The following is a 15219-nucleotide window of genomic DNA, read 5'->3' as shown; positions in this document are numbered from 1 at the left end:
TTAAGAGCTTTCGTCTCAACCGAGGCGCGCATTCTACAGCAGCCTCTGTATCTGTCAAGCGGTTATTTTAAGAAGTTTTCAAAGTTTCCTTATCAACTTCAACCACTTGCGCTTCGATCAACATCACGTTGCTCGTTAGCGGGAGGCGAATTCTACAGCGTTACAACCTGCTGTCAACTGCCTTTTTTCACCGCTTTCGATCAACTTCATCGAAGCCTCTTCTTCGCTAGCCGAATCGTCCAACTCATTGATTACCAAAGAGTTTTTCGTTCTGTCTGCGCCAGAAGAGGTGCGAATTATAGAGAGATCTGAGAGGCCGTCAATAGCTAATTTGTGCTTTTCATGAAAAACCTTATAAAGCCCTTCTTCTATATAGAGAGCCTATATATAGAAGCGCTACAGCACACCAGCCTGCTGCAGTCTGACCACTTCCGGCGTCGACAACCCCAATATGCGCTCCAGCACTTCTGAAGTGTGCTCACCCAACAAAGGCGGCGCACGCCGATATTCAATTGGCGTCACAGACAGCCGTATGGGGCTGGCCACTTGAGGCACACTCCCGCCCAGCGCATGGGGCATGTTCATCGCAAGCCCTCGCGCCTGCACATGCGGATCATCAAACACCTGAGCCAAATCATTGATAGGCCCGCAAGGCACACCCGCAGCCTCCAGCTCGCTCACCCACTGTGCAGTGGTCTTGAATACGGTCGCCTGACGAATCAGAGGGATCAACTCCGCCCTGTTGGCGACCCGCAGCTTGTTAGTCAGGAATCTTGGATCGTCCGCCCACTGCGCCTGCCCGGCCACTTCTGCAAACTTCCTGAACTGGCCGTCATTACCTACCGTCAGGATGAAGTCGCCATCAGCCGTGGGAAAGTCCTGATAAGGAACGATGTTCGGATGCGCATTCCCCAAACGGCTCGGAGCAATGCCGGTAGTCAGGTAGTTCAGCGCCTGATTCGCAAGACAGGCCACCTGCACATCCAGCAACGCCATATCGATATGCTGACCAAGCCCGCTCTGATCACGATACGCCAAGGCAGCCAGTATCGCTGTGCTTGAATAGACCCCGGTCATCACATCTGTCAGCGCAACACCCACCTTCACTGGACCTGCTCCATCCTGATCATCCGCACGCCCGGTCAGGCTCATCAAACCACCCAGCCCCTGAATCATGAAGTCGTACCCTGCACGCTTCGCATAGGGGCCGGTTTGTCCAAAGCCGGTTATAGAGCAATAGATCAGACGCGGATTGATTGCGTTAAGTGAGGCGTAATCCAGTCCGTAAGCAGCCAGACCGCCGACCTTGAAGTTCTCGATCAGGATGTCGGACTTTGCTGCCAGCTCCCTGACCAACTTCTGCCCCTCAGGCAACGTGAAGTCGATGGTGACGGACTGCTTGTTCCGGTTAGCCGACAGGTAATAAGCCGCCTCACTGGTGCTCTGGCCCTGAGCATCCTTCAGAAATGGAGGCCCCCACGCGCGGGTGTCATCACCACTGCTAGGCCGTTCGACCTTGATGACCTCGGCTCCCAGATCAGCCAGTATCTGCCCCGCCCAGGGCCCGGCCAGGACACGAGATAAATCCAGCACGCGGATATGCGATAGCGCCCCCATTGCCGACCTCCTTAATAGAAGGCCTGAATGCCGGTCTGCGCACGCCCGAGAATCAGCGCATGTACGTCATGAGTCCCCTCGTAGGTATTTACCACCTCAAGGTTGACTAGATGCCGGGCAATGCCGAACTCATCGGAGATACCGTTACCGCCCAGCATGTCGCGAGCCATACGGGCGATGTCCAGAGATTTGCCGCAGGAGTTACGCTTCATGATCGAAGTGATTTCAACCGCTGCCGTGCCCTCATCTTTCATACGCCCCAGACGCAGACAGCCTTGCAGCGCCAGAGTGATCTCAGTCTGCATGTCCGCCAGCTTTTTCTGGATCAACTGATTGGCCGCCAATGGACGCCCGAATTGCTGACGATCCAGGGTGTACTGCCGCGCCGTGTGCCAGCAAAACTCGGCCGCCCCCAAAGCGCCCCACGAGATGCCATAACGAGCCGAGTTAAGACACGTAAAGGGCCCTTTAAGACCGCGCACATCCGGGAAGATATTTTCTTCAGGGACAAAGACGTTATCCATGACAATCTCGCCGGTGATGGAGGCGCGCAGACCGACCTTGCCATGGATCGCCGGCGCACTCAGCCCGGCCCAACCCTTCTCAAGCACAAAGCCGCGAATGTCACCCTCATCGTCCTTACCCCAGACCACGAACACATCGGCGATCGGACTGTTGGTGATCCACATCTTGCTGCCTGAAAGCCTGTAGCCGCCGTCGACTTTCTTTGCCCGGGTAATCATCGCACCAGGGTCAGACCCGTGATTAGGCTCTGTCAGACCAAAGCAGCCAATCCACTCGCCGGAAGCCAACTTGGGCAGATACTTCTGCTTTTGCGCCTCAGTACCGAACTCGTTAATAGGGACCATTACCAGCGAGGACTGCACGCTCATCATTGAACGGTAACCCGAGTCGATGCGCTCGACCTCTCGTGCAATCAATCCATAGCAAACGTAATTGAGGCCGCTGCCGCCATACTCTTCCGGGATAGTCGCACCGAGCAGGCCGACATCACCCATTTCGCGAAAGATCGCAGGATCGGTCTGCTCATGACGAAAGGCTTCAAGCACTCTGGGCGCCAACTTGTCCTGGGCGAACTGCGCCGCGCTTTCGCGCACCATACGCTCTTCTTCCGTGAGCTGTTGGTCCAACAGCAGGGGATCGATCCAGTTAAAGCTTGCCTTGCCAGCCATGAGCCATCCTCAATCATTGAAATAGTTATGGGTTGATCCTAGACCTGACACGACGACCTCACAAACGATGAATCTGCACGCTATTGTGCTAATTTCTCACTCCGAGATTCATAACAAGACCCATATCGGCTGTGATTAGTGAGGGCTGCGTACATGCGTCGCAAAATTCCCAGCACCGCTGCACTCGTCAGTTTCGAGGCCGCCGCTCGCCATGAGAGCTTCACCAAAGCCGCTGACGAACTGTCCCTGACTCAAAGCGCCATTTGCCGACAGATCGGCAGCCTCGAATCCTTCCTCGGCATAGAACTGTTCCGACGCTCTCGGCGGGGCGTGAAACTGACCGACGCGGGCTTGTCTTACAGCAGGCGTGTCGCGACGCAATTGGACGCGGTAGAGCGCGACACCTTGTCAGTGATGGGCAACCAAGGCGCCAACGCGATTGAACTGGCAGTCGTACCGACGTTTGGCACCCAATGGCTACTGCCTCGCCTGAAGGACTTCCAGCAGAACCAGCCCGACGTCACGGTGAACCTCACCAACCGAACCCGACCGTTTCTGTTTGCCGATACTGATTTCGACGCCGCTATCTACTTTGGTGATGCCGAATGGCCAGGCACCGAGTCCTACCGGCTGATGGGTGAAAACCCCGTCCCGGTCTGCAGCCCCGCTCTATTAGGCAAACGGAGCCAGTTTTCCCCAGCAGAAATCGCGACTCTACCGCTGCTGCAACAGACCACCCGCCCCTACGCCTGGCGACAATGGTTCAGCGGACTGGAGATGAACGTCGCACGGGACATGACAGGCTCGCGCTATGAGCTGTTTTCCATGCTAGCCCAAGCTGCCAGCCACGAAATGGGCATCGCCCTGATCCCGCCCTTCCTTATACAGCGCGAGCTGAAAGAGCAGCGACTCGTGATCGCCAACCCGCACGCACTCGCCAGCCCCAAGGCCTACTACCTGATGATTCCGGTGCGCAAAGTGGAATCGGCATCATTAGGCGCATTCCGAGACTGGCTTGTAGAGCAAGCCAGGACTTACGAGCGTGAAAGCTCTAAAAAGGCCTGATAGTTGTGTAGTCATGCCCTCACAAAACCTACAGATATAAGTTTTTGTCGCATAAAAGCTCTCCTATCTCCGCATGAAAAATAAGGCCTCTAAGCCACAAACTGCCTGATGCCCAGCCCGATTCTTCCTCAAAATCCCTGATTCCAGAACCGGATTCAGGGTTTTCTGATATTTCGACTACTTTCCCTGTAAGGCCCAGCAATTAAGGGCTCGCAGCCGAATGCTGCGACATTTGGTCACGGGATGACTTGTAGTTAATTTATCGTCTCGTTACAAAATGAATTGAAGGTACCAAACTTCGCCTGCAAAATGCCGCGCCCCGCCCGGAAATGGCGGGATCATGCTGATCGGCAGCCCCAGTCGTACTTGCTGAAGTGCGCTGGCCTAATTGAAGAAAACAAGAAGATCACGCAGGAGATTACACGTGCACATTGGCGTTCCACTGGAGACCCAGTCGGGTGAAAAGCGGGTTGCTGCAACCCCCGAAACCATCAAGAAGCTGATCGCCCAAGGCCATCGGGTTACGGTGCAAAGTGGAGCGGGCATCACTGCCAGCGTCACGGACAGCGCTTACCAGGCAGCAGGCGCCACCATTGGCACCGCCGCCGATACGCTGGCTGCCGAGCTAGTGCTCAAGGTCTGCGCGCCGAACGACAGCGAACTGGCGCAGATCAAGAGCGGCGCGATCGTTGTCGGGATGCTTAACCCCTTCAATAGCGAAACCATCGGCAAGATGGCCGAGCAAGGTGTCACCGCATTTGCTCTGGAAGCCGCGCCGCGTACTTCCCGCGCGCAGAGCCTTGATGTGCTGTCGTCCCAGGCCAACATTGCGGGCTATAAGGCCGTTTTGCTGGGCGCTCATCACTATCCGCGTTTCATGCCGATGCTGATGACCGCAGCGGGCACAGTCAAAGCTGCGCGAGTACTGGTACTCGGCGCTGGCGTGGCTGGCCTGCAAGCGATTGCCACTGCCAAGCGCCTGGGCGCCGTGGTTGAAGCTTCCGATGTCCGCCCTGCCGTGAAGGAGCAAATCGAATCTCTGGGCGCCAAGTTCATCGACGTGCCTTACGAAACCGATGAAGAGCGTGAGTGCGCCGTCGGTGTGGGTGGTTACGCCCGCCCGATGCCTGCCAGCTGGATGCAGCGTCAGGCGGTTGCAGTGCACGAGCGCGCCAAGCAGTCGGACATCGTCATCACCACCGCACTGATCCCGGGCCGCAAAGCGCCGGTATTGCTCAGCGCGCAAACCGTGGCCGAGATGAAGCCCGGCTCTGTGGTGATTGATCTGGCTGCTGCACAAGGCGGCAACTGCCCGCTGACTGTGGCTGATCAGGTCGTTGTCGAGCACGGCGTCACGCTGGTGGGTTACACCAACCTGCCCGCGCTGGTCGCCGCAGACGCATCGGCCCTGTACGCCCGCAACCTGCTGGACTTCATGAAGCTGCTGTTCGACAAGGACGGTCAGCTGCACATCAACCTGGAAGACGACATTGTTGCCGCGTGCCTGATGTGCCGCGACGGCCAAGTCATCCGCAAGAACGGCTGAGGATAAAACAATGGAAGAGCTGATCTCCCCAGGTATCTACAACCTGATCATTTTCGTATTGGCGATTTATGTCGGCTATCACGTGGTCTGGAACGTAACGCCAGCACTGCACACACCGCTGATGGCCGTGACTAACGCCATCTCGGCGATTGTCATCGTCGGCGCGATGCTGGCCGCTGCGCTGACCGTCACGCCGCTAGGCAAGACGATGGGCACCCTGGCAGTGGCTTTGGCTGCCGTTAACGTATTCGGTGGCTTCCTTGTCACCCGACGCATGCTGGAAATGTTCAAGAAAAAAGCGCCGAAAGCCAAAGATGAGGTAGCGAAGTAATGAGCATGAACCTCGTCACCTTGTTGTACCTCGTTTCGGCGGTCTGCTTCATTCAGGCTCTCAAAGGTCTGTCGCACCCAACCACATCGCGTCGCGGCAATCTGTTCGGCATGCTCGGCATGGGTCTGGCCGTCGTGACCACCATTGGCCTGGTTTACAAACTGGCAGCCCTGTCCGACACCTCGGCAGGCATCGGCTATATCGTAATCGGCCTGCTGGTGGGTGGCACCGCGGGTTCGATCATGGCCAAGCGCGTTGAAATGACCAAGATGCCTGAGTTGGTTGCTTTCATGCACAGCATGATCGGCCTGGCAGCGGTGTTCATCGCCATTGCAGCAGTGGTAGAGCCGCAGTCGCTGAACATCGTGAAAAACCTGGGCGATGCTATTCCTGCGGGCAACCGTCTGGAGCTGTTCCTGGGCGCGGCGATTGGTGCAATCACCTTCTCCGGCTCGGTCATTGCGTTCGGCAAGCTGTCCGGCAAATACAAGTTTCGCCTGTTCCAGGGCGCACCGGTACAGTTCGCCGGGCAGCACAAGCTGAATCTGGTATTGGGTCTGGCTACCCTGGCGTTCGGCCTGTTCTTCATGTTCACCGGCAACCTCGCCGCATTCGCCATCATGCTGGCTCTGGCCTTCGTGATCGGTGTACTGCTGATCATCCCGATTGGCGGAGCCGACATGCCTGTCGTCGTGTCGATGCTCAACAGCTATTCGGGCTGGGCAGCGGCCGGTATCGGTTTCTCGCTGAACAACTCGATGCTGATCATCGCTGGCTCTCTGGTGGGCTCTTCCGGTGCGATCCTGTCGTACATCATGTGCAAAGCCATGAACCGCTCGTTCTTCAACGTGATTGGCGGCGGCTTCGGCGGTGCGACTGACGATGCAGGTCCGGCAGGCGCCAAAGAAGCCCGCCCGGTGAAGTCCGGCTCGGCCGACGACGCAACCTTCCTGCTGACCAACGCCGACACCGTGATCATCGTTCCGGGCTACGGCCTGGCAGTTGCCCGGGCGCAGCACGCGCTTAAAGAGCTGACCGAGAAGCTGACTCACCACGGCGTGACCGTGAAGTACGCGATCCACCCGGTTGCCGGACGTATGCCAGGCCACATGAACGTACTCCTCGCCGAGGCCGAAGTGCCTTACGACCAGGTGTTCGAGATGGAAGACATCAACTCCGAGTTTGGTCAGGCGGACGTGGTGCTGGTGTTGGGTGCCAACGACGTGGTCAACCCGGCAGCCAAGAACGACCCTAAATCGCCAATTGCGGGCATGCCGATTCTGGAAGCCTTCAAGGCCAAAACCATCATCGTCAACAAGCGCTCGATGGCCAGCGGTTATGCCGGTCTGGATAACGAGCTGTTCTATCTGGACAAAACCATGATGGTCTTCGGAGACGCCAAAAAGGTGATCGAGGACATGGTTAAGGCGGTCGACAACGCGTAGTCTCCAGGCGCGTTGAACCCGAGCCCCGGCGCGAAAACGCCGGGGCTTTTTACATTCTGCGCAACAGTGTTTTGCTTTGAAACCCGCTAATTAGAGCCTCCAATGCGACCTTGGTAGCGGGACGAACACAGTCCAACTCTCTAGACTTGGACTTCGCTTCCACCTCCGAGACAAGAATCCCATGTACCGTGATCGTATCCGCTTGCCCTCTCTGATGAACAAGGTCATGAGCGCGGCCGACGCTGCCGCCTTGATTCAGGACGGCATGACCATTGGCATGAGCGGCTTTACCCGAGCAGGTGAAGCCAAAGCCGTACCCCACGCACTGGCCGAACGCGCAAAACTGTCGCCGCTCAAGATCAGCCTGATGACCGGCGCCAGCCTGGGCAACGACCTGGACAAACAACTGACCGAAGCTGGCGTGCTGTCACGTCGCTCGCCATTCCAGGTCGACAGCACCCTGCGCAAGGCTATCAACGACGGCTCGGTGATGTTCATCGACAGCCACCTGTCTGACACGGTCGAGCAACTGCGTAACCGGCAGATCAAGGCCGTGGATCTGGCAATCATTGAGTGCGTAGCGATTACCGAAGACGGCCATCTGGTACTCAGTACCTCAGTGGGCAACTCCGCCAGCTTTGCGATCCTGGCCAAGGAAGTCATCGTCGAGATCAACCTCGCTCAGCCTCTGGAGCTTGAGGGCCTGCACGACATCTACATTCCTTCCTATCGCCCTACCCGGCTGCCCATTCCAGTGCTGCAAGCTGACACGCGCATCGGCAATCCGGCGGTACAGATCGATCCGGCAAAAATCGTCGGCATCGTGATCAGCAACCAACCCGATTCGCCCTCAACGGTATTGCCTCCGGATCAGGACACCCAGGCCATCGCCAATCACCTGGTGGAGTTCTTCAAAAACGAAGTGCGCGAGGACCGGCTGACCAACAAGCTGATGCCGCTGCAGGCAGGGATCGGCACCATCGCCAATGCCGTCATGCATGGTCTGGTGGACTCGCCTTTCCACGACATGACGATGTATTCCGAGGTTCTGCAGGACTCGACATTCGAACTGTTCGACGCGGGCAAGCTGAGTTTCGCATCGGGTAGCTCCATGACCCTGTCGGCCAGCAAACACGCTGACGTATTCGCCGACTTCGGGCGCTACAAGTCGCGCTTGATGTTACGCCCGCAAGAGATCTCCAATCACCCGGAAATCATCCGGCGCCTGGGCATCATCGGCATCAACACCGCGCTTGAGTTCGACCTGTACGGCAACGTCAACTCCACCCATGTGTGCGGCACGCGCATGATGAACGGCATTGGTGGCTCCGGCGATTTTGCCCGCAACGCGCACCTGGCCATTTTCGTGACCAAATCCATTGCCAAAGGCGGCGCGATTTCCAGCGTCGTGCCGATGGTCAGCCATGTGGACCATACCGAGCATGACGTGGACATTCTGGTGACCGAGCAAGGCCTGGCGGATTTGCGCGGCCTGGCACCCCGGGAACGCGCCCGAGTGATCATCGACAACTGCGTACATCCAGCTTACCGGGACGCTCTCAACGCCTACTTTGCAGCCGCTTGCCTTAAAGGGGGACACACCCCGCATGTGCTCCGCGAAGCACTGAGTTGGCACTCTCGCCTGGACGAAACAGGGAGCATGCTTCCCGTCTAAAGCACACAGTTGCGAGGCAGCAATACAGTTTTCTGTCTCGCAACCAGGCCAAAAAAGACAATACTGAAAAAACTGTACTGCTGTACCGGTCATTTGAAGGGGGTAAAACAGAGTTTTCACCAAATCAGCGCACAAAATGCACTGAAAACGTGCAGACCGATACAGTTGCCCCAAATAGGAACAAAACAGTGCCTTTAAACAGTTAACTGAACTCGCACAATACAGTTGAACTGTGTCTAGAGAGACTGGCCAACTCGGAGGAAGATGGGCACCAGTTAAATCACTCTCTAGCCCGCCACAAGCGGAAGGATGCACACCATGGAACGTACACTCAGTTCCGACCTTTTCCACGAAAACACCGCTACAACCGCAAAAGCTGCATGGCCTCTTCGCGCTTTCGCTAACCTGATGCTTTGGCAACGTCGCCTGTCCAGCCGCCACCAATTGGCCCGCCTGGATGCACGTCTGCTGGCTGACGCAGGTATCAGCGAATCGCAACGTTATGAAGAGCTGAGCAAGCCGTTCTGGCGCTAACTGGCGCACGCTGGTCCTGACCTTCCAAGGTCACTCACCAGCAACCCGAATTGCTTCATACAAGACCCGTCGCAGGTAACTGCCGACGGGTTTTGTCATTTCTGGAACATCAAAAACTCTGACCTCGCCTTGTAGGAGCTGCCGAAGGCTGCGATGGCGGTGTGTCAGTTTCAAAGCATTCGCAGCCTTCGGCAGCTCCTACAGGGAGTGCGCTCCCATTCGCGGTATTGGATGGAGGTAAACGGCTAAAGACCGAAATCAAAGCTCAACAGCCCGAACAAGTACAGTTATTTAAAGCCAGCATAAAACAGGTACAGTTTGTTATAAATCCCTCGACCTTCACTCCGCCACTTCACCAACTAACGCCAAGCGCGTTAGTGCTAAAAAGCCAGAACCACCACGCATGGATACGCGCATGACCCATTCTCCACCCAGCCAGCCTTCAAGCTTTGGCGCCTTCTGCATAGCCAGCCTCATGCTTTCAGTTTCTTACGGCTCAACCTTCCTCCTGACGCTACTGATCAAATCCTTCGGCGGGGACGAGCGCTATGCAGGCCAAGTGATTTCCGTCGCGATGATCAGCACTATTGCAGCCGTGCTGGGCTCTGGGCATCTGACGGATAAATGGGGACCGGCGCGCTGTATAGCTTTGGGGGCGAGCTTTCTGGCGGCGGCGTCCTTGGGATTCGCGACTGCAGACAGCCTCGGCCCGTGGCTTATGGCCTGCGCCCTGATGCTCGGCCTCGGCTGGGGAGTCTTCTATACCCTGGGGCCCATTATGGTGGCGGGCATGGTTGAACCTGCCCGCCGCAGCCATAGCTTCGCATTGCTATCGGGCAGCATGCTTACGGGTATTGGCACAGGGCCTTTGGCGGGAAAGCTGGCAAGCATCTTCGGGCTACCGATACAGACAGCTTTTTTCTGTGCTGCGGTCATGGCGGTAGCAGGAGGACTGTATTTCTGGCGGACAGGACAACGCCAGATCATCAACCGTACAGACCGCGCACAAATCAGCTTCGGTTCGGTACGCAAAGTGCTGACGTCCAGAGCAGCTTTCTCCATTTTGATGGTGGGCCTGGGTGGCGCGATTTTCGGCGGCCTGGGCAGCTTTCAGACCAGCTACGCCTCAAGTCTGGGGCTCGATTACTCGATGTTCTTCGTCTGCTTCATGGGGGCGGCCATTTGCTGCCGCTTGCTGATTGCGAGCTGGGTGGTCAAGCGCAACCCTTTTGCAGCGTCCTGCGTGTTGAGCGCCATCATGCTGATTGCCGTCATCGGCTTTGGACAGTGGGTTCACGACAGCCTGAGCTACGGCGTGGCGGCTGCAATGCTCGGCGTCGGTTATGGGCTCAACTATTCGGTCATTAACGGGCTTGCGGCGAACGAAGCGCCATCGGGGCTTACCGCGCAGTCATTAGTGCTTTTCAGCCTGGCGTATTTTCTGGGCGTGTTCGGCTTTCCTTTCATTGCTGGCAAACTCATCGTCCACGGCGGGGTCAATGGAATGCTGTTCAGCACCGGCTTGATTGCCTTGCTGGTCTGGGTCATCAGCCTGGGCCGATGGCTCAACGACGCTCTGATGGCAAATGCACGCAGAATATAGGAAACACCCTCCACAGCGCCGCCATGCTAGGCTTGGGCAGTCCCGTACCATGAGTTCTGTCACGGCCTTCACGAAACAGCCGGGTTACCCCATGTTTCTTTAATATCGCTTTCTGTTCCAATGGAGTCCGATCATGTCCCGTCTTCGCTTGCTAGGTGCCGCTGTCCTGCTGACTGCTGCTACCGGCGCCAATGCCACCAGCTTTGTTGTAACAACAGATGCCATGGTGCGCACCGTTGATTCAACGACCAACGCTACTTCTGACGTCAGCTCTTCCTTCAGGGACGACAAAATCGTTCGCGAAGCCCGCGATGACGCCGCCACGTTTGTAGGCAGCGCCGGTGAAATCCGTGGCGCCCGCCTGGAAAATGCTTTCCAGCACATTCGCCAGATCGCACCACAACTGCAAGCTTCTGACGCTCAACTGGCCCAAGCCATTCTGGCCATCTGACGTCGCGCCCTGACAGCCCGGGCATCCGCTCAGGCTGTCAGGCTGGCTCTAGACCGGCCATTGCGCTAGCCTTGCGACTCGTTTTTGCAAGTGTTAGAGAGCCATGCGTTTACTGCCGCTGCTGTTCATCACCCCGATAACGTGCCTGCTCTGGACCGCACCGGCCCAGGCGCTGGATACCACCACGCAATCTTTGGTCATAACAGGCTACGTCACCAGCAAAGTGACGACCGCGCCCTTTGATAGAAAGCTGATTGTTGCCGCGCAGGATGATGCTGCGGCTTTTGTCGCCAGTGACGGCGAACTGCTGGGAGCACGCCTGGAATCAGCGCTAATGGCTCTGCGCCAGGCTGATCCAAAACTTAGTGTCAGCGACCTCGAACTCGCGCAAGCAATCCTCGTCCAATAGCCACTTCACCTCTTCTGCATTACTTGGAGACCTTCCATGCGTACCCCCCTGATTGCTGCCACCCTGGGCCTGTTTTTGCTGGCTGATGTCGCTCAAGCACAAACCGTCGTGCAGACCAGCAACATCATCGTGCGCGCTTTCGGTCGCACCATCGACTTCACGTCCGACACCACCACCTCGATCCGCGACTCCAAAATCGTGGTCCAGGCCAAGGACGACGCGGCCAGCTACGTTGCCAGCGGTGGCGATATCCACGGCGCGCAACTCGACGCAGCGTTCGACATGCTGCGCACCCGCCTGCCAGAAGCGCGCGGTGCCAGTGATCAAGTGCTCGCCGAAGCCATTCTCGCTCTGTGAGGCGCCTTTGCGTCTGGCTGCTGGCAGGCGCATTGTCTCTGCTTGGCACGTCTGCCTTCGCTGACCTGAGCCTGTCGCTGGATGCCAGCGGCCTCAGCCCTGCGCAGCAAAAAGCCACCCAGACGCTACTGGACGAAGCGCTCGGTGCCCTGCCGCCCAGCTTTGTCAAAGATCTGGATCGACGTGTCGACGTGCGTTGGTCCACCGACATGCCTGCCAATGCATATGGCCAGGCATCCGGTCCCTATCGCCTCGACCTCAATACCAATCTGCTGGCGGGCTTGACCGACGGCAGCGCCGCGACCAAACAGACCAATCGCCCCCACGGCACGGTGCGCAGAGAAATGCTCGCCACCGTGCTGCATGAGCTGACTCACATCTACGACCGCGCGCGCCTGTGGTCACCGGCTCAACGCTCGGTGATCTTCCAGTGTGGACGACGCAGCAGCTCGCTGGGAAAAGTCGGCTTGCCTGATTACTGCCGGGGCCAGACTGACCGCCGCTTCACGCTGAGCGATGACCCGCGCCTGCTGGACCTGGCAGGCTGGCCGCAATACGTCGGCCGCCGCGGTGATCGCGAAGAACACAACGGCCAGGTTGCACGCAGCCCCGACATCTATGAAACCACCAGCCCGCTGGAATTCGTTGCGGTCAACATGGAGTACTTCCTGCTCGATCCGGCCTATGTCTGCCGCCGTCCAGCGCTGTACGCCTACTACAAAGAACAATTCGGCTGGGCACCTGCCGCAAAAGAACAGTGCCCGTCGTTCTACCCATACCTGAACGCAGGCAACGACTTCGGCCGTGAGCCACTGGGCAAACTCGACCCCGAGCGGGTGTATGAGGTGGATTACCTGCTGGCCGAAGCCAACCAGAACATGATGAGCCGCTGGGGCCATAGCATGTTGCGGCTGGTCATCTGCAAACCCGGCCGTCCACGTGGACCCGACTGCCGCCTCGATCTGGACCAACATCTGGTGCTGTCGTATCGCGCGTTTGTCGGTGACGTTCAACTGTCCAGTTGGGATGGTTTGATGGGTGCCTACCCGTCACGGCTGTTCGTGCTGCCACTGGCACAGGTGATCGATGAATACACCAAGACCGAACTGCGCAGTCTGGCTTCGGTGCCGCTGAAACTGTCCCGTCCGGAAATCGAAGGACTGGTGCAGCACGCCGCTGAAATGCACTGGAGTTACGACGGCAACTACTTCTTCCTGTCCAACAACTGCGCCGTGGAAAACCTCAAACTGCTGCGCAGCGGCACCAACAATCCCAAGCTGGTCGACCTGGACAGCATCCTGCCCAACGGCCTGCTTGAGGTGCTTAAAGGCCGAGGCCTGGCCGACACCAGCGTGCTGGATGATCCCAAGGAAGCGCTGCGCAAAGGCTACCGTTTCGACTCCTATCGCGACCGCTATCAAGCAATGTTCGACGTGCTGAGGAAGCACCTGCCGATCAAGCAGACCTCTGTTGAAGAATGGATGTCGCTGTCTGCCGAAGAGCGCAAGCCCTGGTTACCGCAAGCGGACCTGCGCACCAGCGCGGCCATGTTGCTGCTTGAGCAAGCCAGCCTGCGTCGGCAGTTGCTGTTAGCTCAGGATGAAGTCAAGCAACGCTACCTCAGTGCCCGTGAGCAGAAAGACGGCAGCGTCTCCAAAGCCACCGGCACCTTGCAGGAAATTCTCGCCAGCAGCGGCTTCCTCAGTCGTCCGGCCGAACTGCTCGACAGTGGCGGCTACGGCTTGCCGCAAACAGCAGAATGGAAACGTCTGGAAGACGAAAGCAGCCAGCGCCAGAAGCAGCTACAGCGCCTGACCGGTGACCTTGATAAAGAAGTTCGCGCCCTGCTCGAACCCGAGCGCGCCAAAGAAATCGCCGCCAACGAAGCCAACCTCAAGCAACTCAGCGAGCACTTGCGGGCCTTGCACAAAGCCGGTGGCGGGCTGGAGCTGCCTTAAGCTTTGACCGGCTGCTTTTTCTTGCGTGGTTTCAGGTACTTCATCAAGCCCTGAAACCACATTACCAGACCGGCATTGCCCTTGATCTGAATGTCTTTGTCCTGAATGCCCTGCATGAACGCCAGCTGTTTGTTCTTGGCTTGCAGCGTCGCAAAACCGTAGGCGGCGTCCTTGAAGATAATCGCGAAGCCGGGCTCTGCAATCACGCCCGAAGCACTGCTAACCCGCTGCCCACTGACTACAAAATGCCGTGCGACCTTACCATCAGCGGTCTGCAGCACGAAGGTCAATTCCTTGCCCGCCAGTTGCTGTTGAAACGCCGGATTAGTGCGACTGGCCCGCGCCATCAACAGGCCCAGCATCCAGAGTAGAAAACGAAATTTCATGGGCATGCTCGAAGGAAGATCGGGCCGCGAGTGTAGCTGCTTGTTCGATGCTATTCAGCAGCAAATTCGGAGGAGATGTATAACTTTTCGTGACTGATTGGTCACATTGAAGTCGCGCTAAACCCGGAGGAGATTCTATGTTGGCCTGCAATCCCGTAGGACCGGCTTTAGCCGGGAGGGCGGTATTTCTGGCGAAGAATATGTGGTGAATATCTCGACGCCCTTCCGGCTGAACGCGGTCTATGTGGGAGCTGGGCTTGCCCGCGATAAACGATGACACGGTCTGAGGTCGAGTTAGTCCTATCGCGAGCAAGCTCGGCCACAGGGGTCGATACGATCTACTACTGCCTCGAGAGTCAAACTCACGCCCGGCAACACATCCCCGCTTCACCTGCTCCAGACAATAGCTATATATACCGCCATGGCCCCCTGCTGAACCTCTAACCTTCGCCTCGTCGTTGCCAAATCAACGACCGGATTTGACGATCCGCAAGACTTGAACCCCAGCAGAAGCCACGTTATGGCAGCTGTGCGTGGGAGACCCTCGGGTCTGCCGGGCTTATGGGGTATCAAGTCACCGGTTCGTCAACCCGCGCACAGCCGCCACCCTTTCATCAGCCGTGGCGACATCACATCGGTCAGGAGTTTT

At 57.5% G+C, this 15219-nt stretch carries 14 protein-coding genes; 11 read left to right on the top strand and 3 right to left on the bottom strand.

Annotated features, from left to right (window positions below; all coding sequences use genetic code 11):
- Positions 1-396 precede the first annotated feature (396 nt).
- The gene (locus CKW31_RS04860) at positions 397-1617 is read right to left on the bottom strand and encodes a CaiB/BaiF CoA-transferase family protein (RefSeq protein WP_095093266.1); all 1221 of its coding nucleotides are present in this window, start codon (positions 1615-1617) and stop codon (positions 397-399) included.
- Positions 1618-1628: 11 nt separating this feature from the next.
- Positions 1629-2810 (bottom strand): acyl-CoA dehydrogenase, encoded by a 1182-nt coding sequence (locus CKW31_RS04855; protein WP_095093265.1) that lies wholly within the window; start codon positions 2808-2810, stop codon positions 1629-1631.
- Positions 2811-2963: 153 nt separating this feature from the next.
- On the opposite strand from CKW31_RS04855, the gene CKW31_RS04850 reads away from it, so the two are divergent.
- The 11 genes from CKW31_RS04850 to CKW31_RS04800 all read left to right on the top strand — a co-directional run bounded on the left by CKW31_RS04850 (position 2964) and on the right by CKW31_RS04800 (position 14184).
- Positions 2964-3875, top strand: coding sequence for a LysR family transcriptional regulator (locus CKW31_RS04850; protein ID WP_095093264.1), 912 nt, complete (start codon positions 2964-2966; stop codon positions 3873-3875).
- A 424-nt stretch (positions 3876-4299) separates the two neighbouring features.
- Positions 4300-5421 (top strand): Re/Si-specific NAD(P)(+) transhydrogenase subunit alpha, encoded by a 1122-nt coding sequence (locus tag CKW31_RS04845; protein WP_095093263.1) that lies wholly within the window; start codon positions 4300-4302, stop codon positions 5419-5421.
- A 10-nt stretch (positions 5422-5431) separates the two neighbouring features.
- The gene (locus CKW31_RS04840; protein WP_027899877.1) at positions 5432-5752 is read left to right on the top strand and encodes an NAD(P) transhydrogenase subunit alpha; all 321 of its coding nucleotides are present in this window, start codon (positions 5432-5434) and stop codon (positions 5750-5752) included.
- Positions 5752-7197: an NAD(P)(+) transhydrogenase (Re/Si-specific) subunit beta gene (locus CKW31_RS04835; protein WP_087274619.1), complete on the top strand. Its 1446-nt coding sequence runs from the start codon at positions 5752-5754 to the stop codon at positions 7195-7197. The genes CKW31_RS04840 and CKW31_RS04835 overlap by 1 nt, the downstream gene beginning before the upstream one ends.
- Before the next feature lie 181 nt (positions 7198-7378).
- Entirely contained in the window at positions 7379-8872 is a 1494-nt protein-coding gene (locus CKW31_RS04830) for an acetyl-CoA hydrolase/transferase family protein (protein WP_095093262.1), read from the top strand.
- Positions 8873-9190: 318 nt separating this feature from the next.
- Positions 9191-9406: a DUF1127 domain-containing protein gene (locus CKW31_RS04825; protein ID WP_027899874.1), complete on the top strand. Its 216-nt coding sequence runs from the start codon at positions 9191-9193 to the stop codon at positions 9404-9406.
- Positions 9407-9821: 415 nt separating this feature from the next.
- Positions 9822-11009, top strand: coding sequence for an MFS transporter (locus CKW31_RS04820; protein WP_095093261.1), 1188 nt, complete (start codon positions 9822-9824; stop codon positions 11007-11009).
- A gap of 133 nt (positions 11010-11142) precedes the next feature.
- Positions 11143-11460, top strand: a complete 318-nt coding sequence (locus tag CKW31_RS04815) for a DUF2388 domain-containing protein (RefSeq protein ID WP_027899871.1) — start codon at positions 11143-11145, stop codon at positions 11458-11460.
- A gap of 103 nt (positions 11461-11563) precedes the next feature.
- The gene (locus CKW31_RS04810; RefSeq protein ID WP_095093260.1) at positions 11564-11869 is read left to right on the top strand and encodes a DUF2388 domain-containing protein; all 306 of its coding nucleotides are present in this window, start codon (positions 11564-11566) and stop codon (positions 11867-11869) included.
- A gap of 36 nt (positions 11870-11905) precedes the next feature.
- On the top strand, positions 11906-12226 hold the full coding sequence (locus tag CKW31_RS04805) for a DUF2388 domain-containing protein (RefSeq protein WP_095093259.1): 321 nt from the start codon (positions 11906-11908) through the stop codon (positions 12224-12226).
- Positions 12223-14184 carry a DUF4105 domain-containing protein gene (locus tag CKW31_RS04800; RefSeq protein WP_095093258.1) on the top strand — a complete coding sequence of 654 codons (1962 nt, stop codon included), beginning with the start codon at positions 12223-12225 and terminating at the stop codon, positions 14182-14184. The genes CKW31_RS04805 and CKW31_RS04800 overlap by 4 nt, the downstream gene beginning before the upstream one ends.
- Here the strand turns inward: CKW31_RS04800 and CKW31_RS04795 are convergent.
- A complete protein-coding gene (locus tag CKW31_RS04795) occupies positions 14181-14570 on the bottom strand; it encodes an SCP2 sterol-binding domain-containing protein (protein ID WP_095093257.1) in 390 nt (129 codons plus the stop codon). The two genes, CKW31_RS04800 and CKW31_RS04795, sit on opposite strands and share 4 nt — an antisense overlap.
- Positions 14571-15219 lie beyond the last annotated feature (649 nt).

The sequence above is a fragment of the Pseudomonas sp. Irchel 3A5 genome (assembly GCF_900187575.1).
GTDB lineage: Bacteria > Pseudomonadota > Gammaproteobacteria > Pseudomonadales > Pseudomonadaceae > Aquipseudomonas > Aquipseudomonas folii.
The sequence above is the reverse complement of the archived record's forward strand: the minus strand, read 5'-3'. Positions and strand labels throughout refer to the sequence as shown.